Source organism: Corallococcus sp. CA047B, assembly GCF_003612065.1.
In the GTDB taxonomy this organism is placed as follows: Bacteria; Myxococcota; Myxococcia; order Myxococcales; family Myxococcaceae; genus Corallococcus; species Corallococcus praedator.
Genome location: NZ_RAWD01000015.1, coordinates 49,721 through 63,765, shown reverse-complemented (window position 1 = coordinate 63,765; position 14,045 = coordinate 49,721). Strand labels below are relative to the sequence as shown.

Genomic DNA, 14,045 nt, shown 5'->3' with positions numbered 1-14,045 from the left:
CATGGGCGGGGCGAGTGTGGCCGACGTCCCCGGCCCATGGGGAGCACTTCCTTGCGCGAGCCGGGCGTTAGAGGCGGGTGAACGTGAGCGTCGTGGACCCCGTGAGGCTCGTCAGCCCCTGGGGCCACAGGCACGCCAGCAGGTCCGTGTTGATGACCCGGTTGACGAGCAGCACCTGGTCCCCCTGGAAACGACCGTGGGTCACCCTTCCCACGGCGGTGAAGACCTGGAGGTTGCCCACCACGTTCGCGCCCACGCCCTGGAAGGTGAATGTCGAAGAAGAACCATCACTCCACGCGATGGTGGCCTGCGAAGGCCCGAGGTTCGCGACACAGCTGTTGTTGAAGCTGGCTCTCACATCGAGCGTGCCGGAGGTGATGGCGGCGACGCTCGTGGTGCAGGCGTCGTAGTCGGAGGAGTTTGTGTAGGCGACCACCCGCGGAAGCGCCTTGAGGCCGGGCGTCCAGGTCTGGTGGAGGGTGCCCGTGCACTGCACGTCCACCTGGGCCTGGGCGGGTGCGGCATGCAGGAGCAGCAGGGCGAAGAACGCGACGGACCACGGAGCGAACCGGTGCATGGGAGGACCTCGTGGGGGTAGGGGGCGGAAGGAAAAACTCCCCCGGCCAAGGTGGGGCCTCGGTGGCTCGGGGCCCATCGCCTCCAGGGGGCAACCCACACCTCGCCTGACGACACTTTCAGCGGTTCTCCGCTTTGACCTGTCTCGCGGGTTGCTCTGTCTGCAATCCAATTGCCCGCAATTCCTGAGTGGTGTGAAAGACGCGTACGGGGGGACCCTGACTTGAGCCGCCGTGCGATTCGTGGCGACATGCGGGTCCCCGGGAGGTTGGGCAGGGCCGGGGCCGCGCAGGGAATCCTGTCAGGGGGCGGCTCCCCATCCCCACTGGATGCGCCTGAGGAGGCGGATGTCCGCGATCGACACGACCGTGCCCCGTCCGCTCGCGGACGCGCTCCTGGCCGCGCTGGAGGAGGCCGAGCGTGAGCACCCCGAGGCGTGCATGGTGCTGCGCGCCGTGCGCTCCGACGCGGGGGCCATCATCGACTTCGAGTGGCTGTGGGCGAACCCCGCCGCCGCGCGCGCGCTGGGCCACGGTCCGGAGTTCCTGCGCGGACGGCGCCTGGGCGAGGTGTCCACCGTGGAGGGGCTGGCGGGCCGCATGGACGTCCTGCGCCAGGTGGTGGAGTCCGGCCGGCCGCGCGCGGACAACTTCGCCGAAGGGGAGTCCTGGCTGCAGAGCACCGCCGTGCCCCTGCGCGACGGGGTGCTGGTGCGGCTGCGCGACGTCACCAGCGCCCAGCGGATGGAGGAGGGGCTGCGCGACACGCTGGACTGGGTGCGCGACGTGCTGGAGAGCATGCCGGACGCCTTCTTCACGGTGGATACGGACTGGCGCATCACCTACGTGAACCACAACGCCGCCGCGCTCACCGGCCACACCCAGGAGACCCTCTTTCGCCGCGTGCTGTGGGAGGCGTGTCCAGAGATGTGCGGCACGCCCATGGAGCGCGCGCTGCGCGAGGTGGCCTCCGAGGAGGGCTACCGCCTCTTCGAGCTGCGCACCGGCAAGGACCGCTGGCACGAGGTGCACACCTGGTCCAGCGGCCGCAACATCTCCGCCTATGCGCGCGACGTCACGGACAAGAAGCGCGTCCAGGCGGAGCGCGACGCGCTGCTCGCCCGCGAGCACTCCGGCCGCCTGGAGGCGGAGGCCCTGGCCCAGCGCCGCACGCATGAGCTGATGGCCGCCCGGGAGCGGCTGGTGCAGTCGGAGAAGCTGGCCATGGCGGGCCAGCTCGCCGCGGGCGTGGGCCACGAAATCAACAACCCGCTGTCCTACGTCTCCGGCAACCTCCAGTTCGCGGTGGAGCAGCTCACGCCGCTGGCCCGCCGCTCCGGTTCGGCGACGCAGACGGCGCTGGCCGAGGCGCTGGAGGCCCTGCGCGAGGCGCGCGAGGGGGCCGAGCGCATCCGCGTCATCGTGCGCGACCTGCAGACCTTCGCCCGCGCGGACGAGCTGCGCCTGTCGCCGGTGGACGTGCACGCGGCGCTGGAGTTCGGCATCTCCATGGCGATGACGCACCTGCGAAGCCGCGCCCAGGTGGAGCGCTCCTTCGGGCAGGTGCCCCGCGCGCTGGCCCACGAGGCGCGCCTGGGTCAGGTGTTCCTGCACCTGCTCATCAACGCCGCGAACGCCATCCCCGTCGGCGACTTCGAGCGCCACCGGGTGACGGTCACCACCCGCCGCGAGGGCGCGTGGGTGCTGGCGGAGGTGTCCGACACCGGCCTGGGCATGACGCCGGAGGTGCTCCAGCGCGCCTTCGAGCCGTTCTTCACCACGCGTCCCGTGGGCGAGGGCTCCGGTCTGGGCCTGTCCATCTGCCTGGGCCTCGTGCGCAGCATGCACGGGGAGCTCACCGCCACCAGCATCCCCGGCCTGGGCAGCACCTTCCAGGTGCGGCTGCCCGTCTCGGAGACCGCCCCGCCCCCCCAGGTCCCCGCGGTGCGGGAGGCCGACGGGCCCCAGCGCAAGCGCGTGCTGGTGGTGGACGACGAACCGCAGCTCACCTCGGTGCTCAAGCGCATGCTGGGCCGGCAGCACGACGTGGTGGTGGCGCACAGCGGCCGCGAGGCGCTGGCGCTGTTGGAGCAGGACGACGCCTTCGACCGCGTCTTCTGCGACCTGATGATGGCGGACCTGACCGGGATGGACGTGCACGCGGAGCTGTCGCGGCGCCGGTCGGAGGTGCTCTCGCGCTTCGTGTTCATGACGGGCGGCAGCTTCACCGAGCGCGCCCGCACGTTCCTCCAGGCCGTGCCCCTGCCGCGCATCGAGAAGCCCTTCGAGCCGGGCCTCCTGCTGGCGCTGGTGGACGCCTCACCGCCGCGCCCGGGGGCCGTCGTCCGGCTCCCCGCGCGCGAAGGTTGAAGGTGGGCGGGGACTACAGCTTCAGCTCCTCCCGCTCCGGCCGGGTGATGTACGCGGTGCTCGGGTTCGCCGGGTCCGCCAGCTTCTGCAGCAGCTTGTCCATGCCGTTGGAGCGCGAGAAGGCCATCTCGTTCTTCGTCACGCCCACGAGCGTGAGCAGCTCCACCTGGCCGCTGGGCAGGGTGAAGTGGCTGGGGCGCGTGGAATCCTTCACGAACACGAAGCCCGAAAGCTTCGTGTCACCGCCGGTGAGGGTGCCGTCCACCGGGTAGCGGTGCCCCATGGCGAACAGCCGGGCGCACACGAGGTTGTAGGCCATCATGTCCATGAGGCGCAGGATGGGCCAGCGCTCCTCCTCGGGCGTGTGGATGACCATCTCGTAGCCCAGGCCACTGCGCGCGTCGTCCGCCAGCTCCTCGCCGGGCGACACCGTGAAGGGGTTGGACAGGCCGCTCGTGACGTAGGTCCAGTACGGGTGCTCGGGGCTGGGCGGCGCCACGCGCACGCCCATGGGGAGCCAGTTCGGATCCAACGCCTGACCCTGCGCCAGCTCGCTCTCCAGCCACCCCTCCAGCACGCCGGTGCCTTCCAGGAGGTCTACTTCCTCGCGGATGGCACCGAACAGCTTCGGGTACTCCACCTCGTCACGGTCGGCCCAGCAGTCTTCGTACCACTGGATGAAGTCTTCGTCGGTCTCCGGGACTTTCATGGGGCGGACTCTAGAGGTTCACCCCGATTTCACAACTTCATCCGAGCGCCGTCGTCATCCGGCCGGTGGGCTGGCGGACAGACGTTCAGGATTCAGGTTCCGGTGGACCCGGGGGCGACGGGGGGCGCGGGGTTCCAGGGCTTGAGGCCGCAGATGCGTTCGGCCTCCTCCACCGCGGGTGTCAGTCGCATCCGCTCCATGCGCAGGAAGCCCCGGACGGCCTTGTCCAGGCGCTTGTCGAAAATCAGGTGGGCGCTGTGCACGGCGGTGGGCTCGAAGCCGCGCGACACCTTGTGTTCGCCGCCCGCGCCGGGCTCGAACACCTTGCGGCCCCTCTGGATGCAGTCGTCCACGGACTGGTACAGGCAGACGTTGAAGTGCAGGAAGGGGTGCTCCTGCGTGCAGCCCCAGTACCGGCCATAGAGCCGCTCCGGGGTGACCAGGTTGAAGGCCCCGGCGATGACCTGACCGTCCTTCACCGCCTCCACCATCTCCACGGACTGGGGGAGGTGCTGGAAGACGCGGTCGAAGAAGCCCGGGGTGAGCTGCACCTGGCCCCAGGCGTGGCGCTCGCAGGTGGAGGTGTAGAAGGTGTACGCGCGCTTCGCGTGCTCCGGGCCCAGGTCCGCGCCCCGCACGGTGCGCAGCTGGATGCCCTGGGGGCCCGCGGCGGCGCGCTCGCGCTTGAGCTGGTGGCGGCGCTTGGAGTCGAAGCGGGCCAGGTAGTCGTCGTAGCTTTGATAGCCCGGGTTCTTCCAATGGAACTGGAGGGTGATGCGGCGCGCGAGCCCGGCCTCCTCCAGGAAGTCGGCCTCCTCGTCGGTGGGGTAGAGCACGTGCACGCCGGAGCAGCCCGCGTCTTCTGCGCTCTGCACCGCGGCCTCCAGCAGGGCCCGGCGCAGGACGGAGGCGTCTTCTCCCGGGGCGGTGAGGAAGCGCGGCACGGTCGCGGGGGACAGGGGGCCGCCCACGAGGAGCTTGGGGTAGTACTCCACGCCCAGCTGGGCGGCGGCGTTGGCCCAGCCGAAGTCGTAGATGTATTCGCCCATGCTGTGGAACTTGAGGTAGGCGGGCGCGGCGGCGACCAGCTTCCTGCCCCGCCACAGCGTCAGGTGGTGCGGGGCCCAGCCGGTCTCCTCGGTGGCGCTGCCGCTCTCCTCCATGGCGGACAGCCACGCGTGGCGCACGAAGGGGGGCGCGCCGGGGGCGATGAGCGCGTCCCATTGGGCGGCCGGGACGTCGTGGATGGCATCGAGGATGCGGACCTGGAGCGGGGTGTCGACGGGCACGGGGGCAGTCTTAACGCGAGCCCGCGCCCTTCGCTTCCGTCCGTTCCGCTGGCTGGCGTCCGGGGGAGGGAGCGCGGGACGCCTGCTCGGGTCAGGAGGCCTTCTTGCGGCTGACTTCCTGCGTCCGGGCGGCGAGCACGCGGTGCATGTTCTCTTCGATCCAGGTGGTCAGGCCCTTCACGTGTTCAGCGACCTCCTGGCCCAGGGGGGTGAGGCTGTAGTCCACGTGGGGGGGAATCACCGGGTGGGCCTCGCGCAGCACGAAGCCGTCCTGCTCCAGGGCCTGGAGCGTCTGGGCGAGCATCTTCTCGCTCACCCCGCCCACCTTGCGGCGCAGCTCGCTGAAGCGGTGGGTGCCCTCCTCCCGCAGCGCGATGAGCACCAGCACGCCCCAGCGGCTGGTGATGTGTTCCAGCACCCCGCGCGACGGACACACGGGCGCGTAGAGGTCCCCGCGCTGCTTCACCTTCGCCAGCAGTGTACTGCCCTTGCTTGCCTTCATGATTGACACTTACCACAAGGTACGTACTTACGAAAAGTGAGTACCCCCGTTAGGGTTAGTGCCAGTTCGAATCCACGCGCACGGCGCGGGAAGAAAGAGGCACGGCCATGATCGTCGTCACTGGAGCCACGGGGAAGCTGGGTCGGTTCGTCGTCGAGGGGCTCTTGAAGAAGGTGCCCGCGAACCAGGTCGCCGTGGCGGTGCGCGACCCGGAGAAGGCGAAGGATTGGACGGCGCGCGGGGTGCAGGTGCGCAAGGTGGACTACAGCCAGCCGCAGACGCTGGCGGGGGCGTTCGGGAAGGACGACGTGGTGTTGCTCATCTCCGCGAACGAGGTGGGCAAGCGCTTCCCGCAGCACTCGGCGGTGCTTGAAGCGGCGAAGAAGGCGGGTGTGAAGCGGCTGGCCTACACGAGCGCTCCATACGCGGACACGTCGGGCATCAAGTTGGTGGGGGAGCACAAGGCGACGGAGGAGGCCATCAAGGCGTCGGGGGTGCCGTACACGTTCCTGCGCAATGGCTGGTACTTCGAGAACTACACGGACAACCTGGCGCCGGCGCTGGAGTACGGCGTGGTGCAGGGCAGCGCGAAGGACGGCCGGGTGGCGGCGGCCAGCCGCAAGGACTACGCGGACGCGGCGGTGGAGGTGCTCACGGGCACGGGCCACGAGAACCAGGTGTATGAGCTGGCGGGTGACACGGCCTTCACGCTGACGGAGTACGCGGCGGAGGTGTCGCGCCAGTCGGGCAAGAAGGTGGCGTACGTGGACCTGCCGGTGCCGGAGTACTCGGCGGCGCTGGTGAAGGTGGGGCTGCCGCAGGTGTTCGCGGACATCCTGGCGGACGCGGACGCGGGGCTCGCGAAGGGTGAGCTGTTCAATGACAGCCACACGCTGAGCCGGCTCATCGGGCGGCCCACGACGAAGCTCGCGGACGCGGTGGGCGCGGCGCTCAAGGCGCGCTGAGCCCGGAAACGACGACGGGGGAGCAGTCCCAGAAGGACGGCTCCCCCGCATGACTTCAATTCCGGAACCTCAGGCCGTCTGCGCCCCGCCACTGCTCTGGCGCGCCACTTCGCGCGGCTCCGGGTACACCGCGCGCTGGGGCGTGGTGATGCGGATGACGCCCAGCTTCGACAGCACGCGCATCACCTGCCACGTGGGGTCGATTTCAAAGGCGCGCGCCGCGAAGTTCGGGCTCGCGCCGAACTTGTGGTGGTTGTTCTGGAACAGCTCGCCCATGCACAGCACGTCCACCGGCAGCGTGTTGCGCGACTGGTCGCTGCCCTTGAAGTTGCGGTAGCCGTACTTGTGCCCGCACCAGTTCACGATGGCGCCGTGCACCGGCCCCATCACGAAGTGCACCGGCAAGAGCAGGAACATCCAGGGCGACGTCGCGAACGCCACGTAGAACGCCGTGTACAGGCCCACCCACACCAGCGGCGCCCACCAGGACTGGCCTAGCGTCTTGTCCACGAGCGGCCACTCCGGATACCCACCCTCGAAGCGCGGCTCCGGCTTCACGGTGCCCTTCACGAAGCCGTCGTAGCGCTTCTTCGTGTGCAGCATCATCCGCAGCGCGTCCTTGAAGAAGTGCGGAGAGTGCGGGTCCTTCTCCGTGTCGGAGAAGGCGTGGTGCTCGCGGTGCAGGATGGCGTACGCCTTCGGCGACAGGTACGACGAGCCCTGCACCAGGTAGGTGAGCAGGTGCATCACCTTCTCCGTGCGCGGCCCCATGCTGTACATGCGGTGCGCCGCGTAGCGGTGCTGGAAGAAGCTCTGGAAGAAGACGCAGAGCAGCCAGTGACTGATGAAGAAGATGACGATGGCCATGACTCTCCCGTGCTGTCAGACCAGGGGTAACACTCCGGCTGTCACGGCAATGTCAGCGCTCGTCACGGCGGCGGCAGCGCCCGGCCCCCCGGGCCGCCCCCGGACGACCGACACTGAGCGTCCCGCCTCCCCCCGTGTCCGCTGATGGATAGGGCGCGGTGCGGCAAGGACGTTGCGGCCCGCCGCCAGGGAGGGCAGAACGGCACGCGGCGCGTCACCCGGGGCATGGATCATCCCCCAGTCAGGAGCACACACCGTGGAGCGGGCAGCCATCGTCGGTCTGGACAAGCAGCACGTCTGGCACCCCTACACCGCCATGGCCCAGTACATCGCGGACACCGACCCGCTGGTGGTCGTCCGCGCGGAGGGCGTCTACCTCCATGACGCCGACGGCCGGCGCTACCTGGACGCCAACGGCTCCTGGTGGGTGTCCACCCTGGGACACCGCCACCCCCGCCTGGTGCGGGCCCTCACCGACCAGCTCGGCTGCCTGGCCCACACCTCGCTCGCGGGCATCACCCACGGCCCCGCCGCCCTGCTGGCTTCCGAACTGACCGCGCTGGCCCCCGGCGCGGACCGCGCGGACGTGCCGGCGGAGCAGAAGCTGTCGCGCGTCTTCTATTCGGACAACGGCAGCACCGCGGTGGAGGTGGCCATCAAGATGGCCGCGCAGTACTGGGCCCAGAACGGCCGGCCCCGCCGCACCCGCTTCATCACCCTGTCCGGCGCCTTCCACGGCGAGACGCTGGGCGCCACCAGCGTGGGCGGCGTGTCCGAGTTCCGCGACGTCTTCGGCCCGCTCCTCTTCGACGTGGTGCACGTGCCGTCCCCCGCGGAGGAGGGGGGCCACGCGCGCGCCCTGGCCCAGTTGCGGGCGGCGCTCCAGGCGGATCCGGACGGCATCGCCGGCGTCATCCTGGAGCCCGTCATCCAGGGCGCGGTGGGCATGTGGATGTCGTCGCCGGACTTCGTGCGCGAGGTGCGCAAGGCCACCCGCGACGTGGACACCTTCCTCATCGCCGACGAGGTCTTCACCGGCCTGGGCCGCACCGGCGCCCGCTTCGCGGTGGACCTGGCGGAGGTGGTGCCGGACCTGCTGTGCCTGGCCAAGGCGCTGAGCGGGGGCCTGTTGCCCTTTGGCGCCACGCTCGCGTCGGAGCGCATCTTCGCGGGCTTCCTGGGGGCGAAGGACCGGGCGCTCTATTACGGGCACTCGTACTGCGGCAACCCGCTGGGCGCGGCGGTGGCGCGCGAGGTGCTGGCCGTGTACCGGGACGAGGACGTGCTGGGCCAGGTGCAGCGCAAGGCGCCCCGCGTGAAGGCAGCCTTCGAACGCATGGCCGCCACCCTTCCCGGCCTCGTGCGCCCGCGCGCGGTGGGCATGGTGGGCGCGCTGGACCTGGGCGGCGGGGGCTACTTCGCCAACAGCGGCTGGCGCGTGTACGAGGCCGCCCGCCGCCGGGGCCTGTACCTGCGCCCGCTGGGCGACACCGTCTACATCGCGCCCGCGCTCAACATCCCGGACGCGGACCTGGACGTGCTGCTCGCCGGCGTGGAGGACAGCCTGCGGGAGGTGGCCTCGGGCTGATGCCGGCGGAGGTCCGTTCTGGAAGAGGCGGAGGGTCGGAGCGCTGCGTCCGCTCCCGCCGGTCGGCGCGTGCCTGGAAGCCCCCTGCCGCCCCCTTATGTCGAGCGGCGGGCGGCGTGCGCATTCGTTGATCCAGGCGCCGTGTCGTCTCCAGCCCACCCAGGAGGGAATTCCCATGACTGTCGAAACCCAACGCCCGACTCCGACGAGCGGCACGGGGCCGCCCTCCGGGCTGACGCCGGACAGCGTGGAACCCTTCCGGGCACAGTTGCGGGGAACGCTCCTCCAGCCGGGGGACGCGGGCTACGAGGAGGCCTGCCAGCTCTACAACGCGATGATCCACAAGCACCCGGCCATGGTGGTCCAGTGCGCGGACGCGGCGGACGTCATCGCCTCCGTGAACTTCGCCCGGGAGCGGAAGCTCGAGGTGTCCGTGCGCGGTGGCGGACACAACGGCGGCGGCCTGGGGCTGTGCGACAACGGGCTGGCCATCGACCTGTCGAACATGCGCGGCGTGCGGGTGGACCCCGAGGCCCGCACGGTGCGGGTCGCGGGCGGTGCCGTCTGGGGAGACGTGGACCACGCCACCCATGCCTTCGGGCTCGCCGTGCCCTCCGGCATCATCTCCACCACGGGGGTGGGCGGACTCACGCTGGGAGGCGGCCTGGGCCACCTCTCGCGCCGCTTCGGCCTCACCGTCGACAACCTGCTCGCCGTGGACATGGTGCTCGCTGACGGACGCCTCATCACCGCCAACGCGGAGAAGTACCCGGACCTGTTCTGGGCGGTGCGCGGCGGGGGCGGCAACTTCGGCGTGGTGACGTCGTTCCTCTTCCGGGCCTGTCCGGTGGACACCGTCATCGCCGGCCCCACGCTCTGGCCCCTGGACCGCGCGGAGCAGGTGATGCGCTGGTACCGCGAATTCCTGCCGGCCGCGCCCGAGGACCTCAACGGCTTCTTCGCCTTCATGACCGTGCCGCCCGCGCCTCCCTTCCCGGAGGAGCTGCATCTGAAGAAGATGTGCGGCGTGGTGTGGTGCTACACCGGGGACCCCGCGAAGGCGGACGCGCTGTTCGCCCCCGTGCGAGCGCTCAATCCTGCGCTGTATGGGGTGCAACCCATGCCCTTCCCCATGCTGCAGACCGCCTTCGACGGGCTCTACCCGCCGGGGCTGCAATGGTACTGGCGCGCGGACTTCGTGCGCGAGCTGAGCGACGAGGCCATCGAGCGCCACGTGCAGTTCGCCGAACACCTCCCGTCGATGCACTCCACCATGCACCTCTACCCCGTGGACGGGGCGGTGCACCGGGTGGGCGCGAAGGACACGGCCTTCAGCTACCGCGACGCCCGCTGGTCGGAGGTCATCGTCGGCGTGGATCCCTCGCCGGAGCGGGCGGCGGAGGTCACCGCCTGGACGAAGGCCTACTACGACGCGCTGCACCCCTACTCGGCGGGCGGCGCCTACGTGAACTTCATGATGGAGGAGGGCCAGGAGCGCGTGCAGGCGACCTACCGCGACAACCACCCGGGGCTGGTGGAGGTGAAGAACCGCTACGACCCCACGAACTTCTTCCATTGGAACCAGAACATCCGGCCCAACGTGGAGAAGCCCCCGCGCGTCTCGCATTGAGGCGGGCCGCCGCCGCCTCACGCCCGGGCGTGGGGGCGCAGCGGCAGCTCGATGGTGAAGGTGGCGCCCCGGCCCGCGTCGCTGTCCAGGCGCAGCTGGCCGTGGTGGCCCTCGACAATCTGGCTGGCGATGAAGAGCCCCAGCCCCAGGCCGTGCACGGAGCGGGGCGGCCCGCCGCGCTCGAAGCGCTCGAAGACCCGGGCCTGGTGCTCGCGGGGGATGCCGGGGCCGGAGTCCGCGACGCGGATGGCCAGCTGGCCATCGTGCGGGGCGACCTCGATGCGGATGGGCTGACCGGGCGCGTACTTGATGGCGTTGGACAGCAGGTTCACCAGCACCTGCTCCATGCGCGAGCGGTCCCACCACACGCGCGCCCCGGGCTCCACCCGCAGCTCCACCGCGCAGCGGGCCTGGTCCAACTGCTCCTGGAAGGACTCGACGACCTCCCGCACCAGCTCCGCCGGGTCGCTCTCCTCCAGGTGGAAGTCCAGCTTGCCGGCCCGGATGCGGGAGACGTCCAGCAGTTCGTCCACCAGCCGCGCCAGCCGCTCCACCTGCCGCACCGCCGTGTCCACGGCCGTCGTCATCCTCGCGGGGGACAGGGGCTCGTTGCGCGCGGAGGACAGGCGGCGGCGCGTCACCTCCAGGTGCAGCAGCAGCGCGGTGACGGGCGTCTTCAATTCGTGGGACGCGACGCCCAGGAAGGTGTCCCGCGAGGTGAGGGCGCTTTGGAGGTCCTGCGTGAGGGCTTCCAATTGCCTTCGCGCGCGGACCTGTTCGCTGACCTCCTGCACGGCGACGAGCAGCCCCTGGATGTGGCCCTCCCCGTCGCGCTGCGGGTGGATGTCCACGTCCGCCAGCAGCTCCTTCAGACCGCCCCGGCCGTCCGGCTGCCGCACCGGCACCTCGCGGCCCACGAAGGGCTGGCCCGTGTGGAAGACGTTCTCCAGGTGCTTGAGCAGGACGCCGTGGCCTCCTTTCGGTTGGGCCTCGCGGGCCGGCTTGCCCAGCATGTCCCGGCCCATCAGGCTCGCGAACATCGGGTTGATGACCGTGAACACCAGGTCCGGGCCCGTCATCACGCACATGGCCGCGGGCGCCTGCATGAAGAAGTCGGAGAGCTGCTGACGCGCACGCCCGAGCTGCAGCTGGCTGTCCACCCGGGCCTGCAGCTCGCGCGCGGAGAAGGGCTTCACCAGGTAGTCGTCCGCGCCGGCCCGCAGGCCCTCGATGCGCGCCTCTTCTCCCGCGCGCGCCGACAGGAGGACGAAGGGGATGCCGCGCGTGCGCACGTCCTCGCGCAGCTTCTTCAGGAGGCCGAAGCCATCCAGCCGGGGCATCATCACGTCGCTCAGGATGAGGTCCGGCAGGGTCGCGAGCGCCGCTTCGAAGGCCGCTTCGCCATCCCCCACCGCGTGCACGTCCCACTGCGGGGACAGCAGGCTGCTCACATACGCGCGCATGTCCGAGTTGTCGTCCGCGACGAGGATGCGCCCGCGTCCCGGCGGCCGCCCGAGCCCCGCGCCCAGGTGCCCCAGCGCCGTGCCTGGATCCACGCACGAGGCCTGTCGCGGCGCCGGCGGCGGGAGGGTGTCCGGCGCGTCCGGGAGCCACCGCAGGGCCTCCTCGCTGAAGGCCGAGCCCAGCTTGCCCGCGTGCGCGTCACCGCGTGTCGCCTGCACGTTCGCCGCGGGCAGGTGCGCGCTTCCCAGCGGCAGCTCCACGAAGAAGGTGCTGCCCACGTCCTCCTCGCTCTGCACGCCCAGCGTGCCGCCGTGCAGCTTCACCAGCTCCTGGATGAGCGCCAGCCCGATGCCGGTGCCCTCGTGCGTGCGTCCCCGGGAGGTCTCCACGCGGTGGAAGCGCTCGAACACGCGCGGCAGCTCCGCCTCCGGGATGCCGGTGCCGGTGTCGCGCACGGTGAGCCGCGCCCGGTCGCCCTCGCGCATGAGCCGCACCGTGACGCCGCCCTGGAGCGTGAACTTGAAGGCGTTGGAGAGCAGGTTCAGGACAACCTTCTCCCACATGTCCCGGTCCACGTAGACGGGCTCGCCCACGTCCTGCACGTCCACGGTGTACGTCAGGCCCGCCTTCTCCATCGCGGAGCGGAAGACGCTGGCCAGGTCCTCGGTGAGCCGCCCCAGGTCCGTGGGGTGGAAGCTCGCCTTCACCCGCCCGGCCTCGATGCGTGAGAAGTCCAGCAGCGAGTTGACCAGCTTGAGCAGGCGCAGCGCGTTGCGGTGGGTGAGCTCCTGGCGCGCGCGCTGGGCGGGCGGCAGCGGGGTGGAGGTGTCCGTGAGCGACTCCTCCAGCGGGCCCAGGATGAGCGTGAGCGGCGTGCGGAACTCGTGCGACACATTGGAGAAGAACGCTGTCTTCGCCCGGTCGATGGCGGCCAGCGCCTCCGCGCGCTGCGCTTCCGCTTCGTAGGCGCGCACGTTCACCACCGCCGTGGTGACGGTGCCCTGCAACTGTTCGTAGAAGCTCCGGTACGCGTCATCCAGCGCGCGCCGGGGGCTCACGCCCGCCACCAGGTAGCCGAAGGGCTCCGTCATGCCCGCGGGACACAGCGGCAGCACGCGCGCGTGCGCGGGCGGCTCCTCGTACGGGCCACACGTCACGCCGTCGTCCAGCGCGCCCGGGACGTCCACCGCGCGCGGCTCCGACGTCGCGCTGTCGGTGAAGGGCCATGGCCCGTCCAGCCCCGTCTCCTCCGGGCTCCACGCACTGCCCCGGGGCAGGCCCATGGCACCCGCGAGCCGCACGCGCGGCGGGGCTTCGTCGCGGCGGTAGAAGAGGAGGAAGGGCACGTCGAGCGCGGCGTCCGGCTGGAGCTGCGACAGCGCCTCGCCGATGTCCTCCACCGTCTTCACCTTGCCCAGCAGGGCGGACAGCTCGCGCAGCGTCTGCGTGCGCCGCGCGCTGAGCATCTTCTCGGTGACTTCGGTGATGGGGTGGAAGAGCCCGCCCACGGTGCCGGACTCGTCGCGGATGGGGCTGAAGGAGAAGGTCATGAAGGCCTCCTCCAGGTAGCCGTACCGGTCCAGGAACATGCGCTGGTTCTCGATGTAGGAACCCGTGCCGGCGCCCGCCTTCTCGAACGCGCCGCCCACCACCGGCAGCGCCGTGGCCCAGCAGTCGCGGAAGGGCTGCCCCATGGACTCCGGATGCTTGGCGCCGCAAATGGGCCGGTAGCTGTCGTTGTAGATTTGAACGCGCTCCGGCCCCCACGCGATGAGGATGGGGAAGGTGGAGGACAGGCACAGGCTGACGGTCGTGCGCAGGCTCTGCGGCCAGGTCTCCACCGGACCGAGCGGCGTGCGCGACCAGTCCATGGCGCGGATGAGCTTCCCCATCTCGCCGCCGCCGGAGAGCCAGTCCATCCCGGCTCCGGAGGACAACACCCCCCCTGACCCGCCTTGCGTGGTGCTGTCCTGTTCCATGTCTCCTCGGGAGGCGGGAGCCTGGCGTTCGCCGGCAGGGGCGAGGCGAGGCGGTGTCTCCGGCGCGTCACTTCAGGAGAACACGCCCCGTGGATATCGAAATCGTG

At 70.7% G+C, this 14,045-nt stretch carries 10 protein-coding genes; 4 read left to right on the top strand and 6 right to left on the bottom strand.

Features of this window, described 5'->3' with window-relative positions:
• Positions 1–67 precede the first annotated feature (67 nt).
• Entirely contained in the window at positions 68–577 is a 510-nt protein-coding gene (locus tag D7X74_RS04765) for a hypothetical protein (RefSeq protein ID WP_120531718.1), read from the bottom strand.
• Between the two features lie 346 nt (positions 578–923).
• On the opposite strand from D7X74_RS04765, the gene D7X74_RS04760 reads away from it, so the two are divergent.
• A complete protein-coding gene (locus tag D7X74_RS04760; RefSeq protein WP_120531717.1) occupies positions 924–2,945 on the top strand; it encodes an ATP-binding protein in 2,022 nt (673 codons plus the stop codon).
• Between the two features lie 13 nt (positions 2,946–2,958).
• Here D7X74_RS04760 and D7X74_RS04755 read toward each other — a convergent pair whose 3' ends face one another.
• The 3 genes from D7X74_RS04755 to D7X74_RS04745 all read right to left on the bottom strand — a co-directional run bounded on the left by D7X74_RS04755 (position 2,959) and on the right by D7X74_RS04745 (position 5,445).
• Complete coding sequence (locus tag D7X74_RS04755) at positions 2,959–3,654, bottom strand: suppressor of fused domain protein (RefSeq protein ID WP_120531716.1); 696 nt, start codon at positions 3,652–3,654, stop codon at positions 2,959–2,961.
• 92 nt (positions 3,655–3,746) lie between these two features.
• Positions 3,747–4,943 (bottom strand): GNAT family N-acetyltransferase, encoded by a 1,197-nt coding sequence (locus D7X74_RS04750; protein ID WP_120531715.1) that lies wholly within the window; start codon positions 4,941–4,943, stop codon positions 3,747–3,749.
• Positions 4,944–5,034: 91 nt separating this feature from the next.
• Positions 5,035–5,445: a helix-turn-helix domain-containing protein gene (locus D7X74_RS04745; protein WP_120531714.1), complete on the bottom strand. Its 411-nt coding sequence runs from the start codon at positions 5,443–5,445 to the stop codon at positions 5,035–5,037.
• 107 nt (positions 5,446–5,552) lie between these two features.
• Between D7X74_RS04745 and D7X74_RS04740 the strand changes: the two genes are divergently transcribed.
• Positions 5,553–6,410, top strand: coding sequence for an SDR family oxidoreductase (locus tag D7X74_RS04740; RefSeq protein ID WP_120531713.1), 858 nt, complete (start codon positions 5,553–5,555; stop codon positions 6,408–6,410).
• A gap of 69 nt (positions 6,411–6,479) precedes the next feature.
• Here D7X74_RS04740 and D7X74_RS04735 read toward each other — a convergent pair whose 3' ends face one another.
• Positions 6,480–7,277 carry an acyl-CoA desaturase gene (locus D7X74_RS04735; protein ID WP_120531712.1) on the bottom strand — a complete coding sequence of 266 codons (798 nt, stop codon included), beginning with the start codon at positions 7,275–7,277 and terminating at the stop codon, positions 6,480–6,482.
• A gap of 256 nt (positions 7,278–7,533) precedes the next feature.
• Between D7X74_RS04735 and bioA the strand changes: the two genes are divergently transcribed.
• A complete protein-coding gene (gene bioA, locus D7X74_RS04730) occupies positions 7,534–8,865 on the top strand; it encodes an adenosylmethionine--8-amino-7-oxononanoate transaminase (protein WP_120531711.1) in 1,332 nt (443 codons plus the stop codon).
• A 175-nt stretch (positions 8,866–9,040) separates the two neighbouring features.
• The gene (locus D7X74_RS04725) at positions 9,041–10,495 is read left to right on the top strand and encodes an FAD-binding oxidoreductase (protein WP_120531710.1); all 1,455 of its coding nucleotides are present in this window, start codon (positions 9,041–9,043) and stop codon (positions 10,493–10,495) included.
• 17 nt (positions 10,496–10,512) lie between these two features.
• Here D7X74_RS04725 and D7X74_RS04720 read toward each other — a convergent pair whose 3' ends face one another.
• Positions 10,513–13,878, bottom strand: coding sequence for an ATP-binding protein (locus D7X74_RS04720; protein ID WP_233601971.1), 3,366 nt, complete (start codon positions 13,876–13,878; stop codon positions 10,513–10,515).
• Positions 13,879–14,045: the final 167 nt, after the last annotated feature.

Coding starts and splice junctions, on each gene's coding strand:
- D7X74_RS04765 (WP_120531718.1), bottom strand. CDS start 577: ATGCACCGGTTCGCTCCGTGGTCCGTCGCGTTCTTCGCCCTGCTGCTC.
- D7X74_RS04745 (WP_120531714.1), bottom strand. CDS start 5,445: ATGAAGGCAAGCAAGGGCAGTACACTGCTGGCGAAGGTGAAGCAGCGC.
- D7X74_RS04720 (WP_233601971.1), bottom strand. CDS start 13,878: ATGGACTGGCTCTCCGGCGGCGGCGAGATGGGGAAGCTCATCCGCGCC.
- D7X74_RS04740 (WP_120531713.1), top strand. CDS start 5,553: ATGATCGTCGTCACTGGAGCCACGGGGAAGCTGGGTCGGTTCGTCGTC.
- D7X74_RS04735 (WP_120531712.1), bottom strand. CDS start 7,277: ATGGCCATCGTCATCTTCTTCATCAGTCACTGGCTGCTCTGCGTCTTC.
- D7X74_RS04725 (WP_120531710.1), top strand. CDS start 9,041: ATGACTGTCGAAACCCAACGCCCGACTCCGACGAGCGGCACGGGGCCG.
- D7X74_RS04760 (WP_120531717.1), top strand. CDS start 924: ATGTCCGCGATCGACACGACCGTGCCCCGTCCGCTCGCGGACGCGCTC.
- D7X74_RS04755 (WP_120531716.1), bottom strand. CDS start 3,654: ATGAAAGTCCCGGAGACCGACGAAGACTTCATCCAGTGGTACGAAGAC.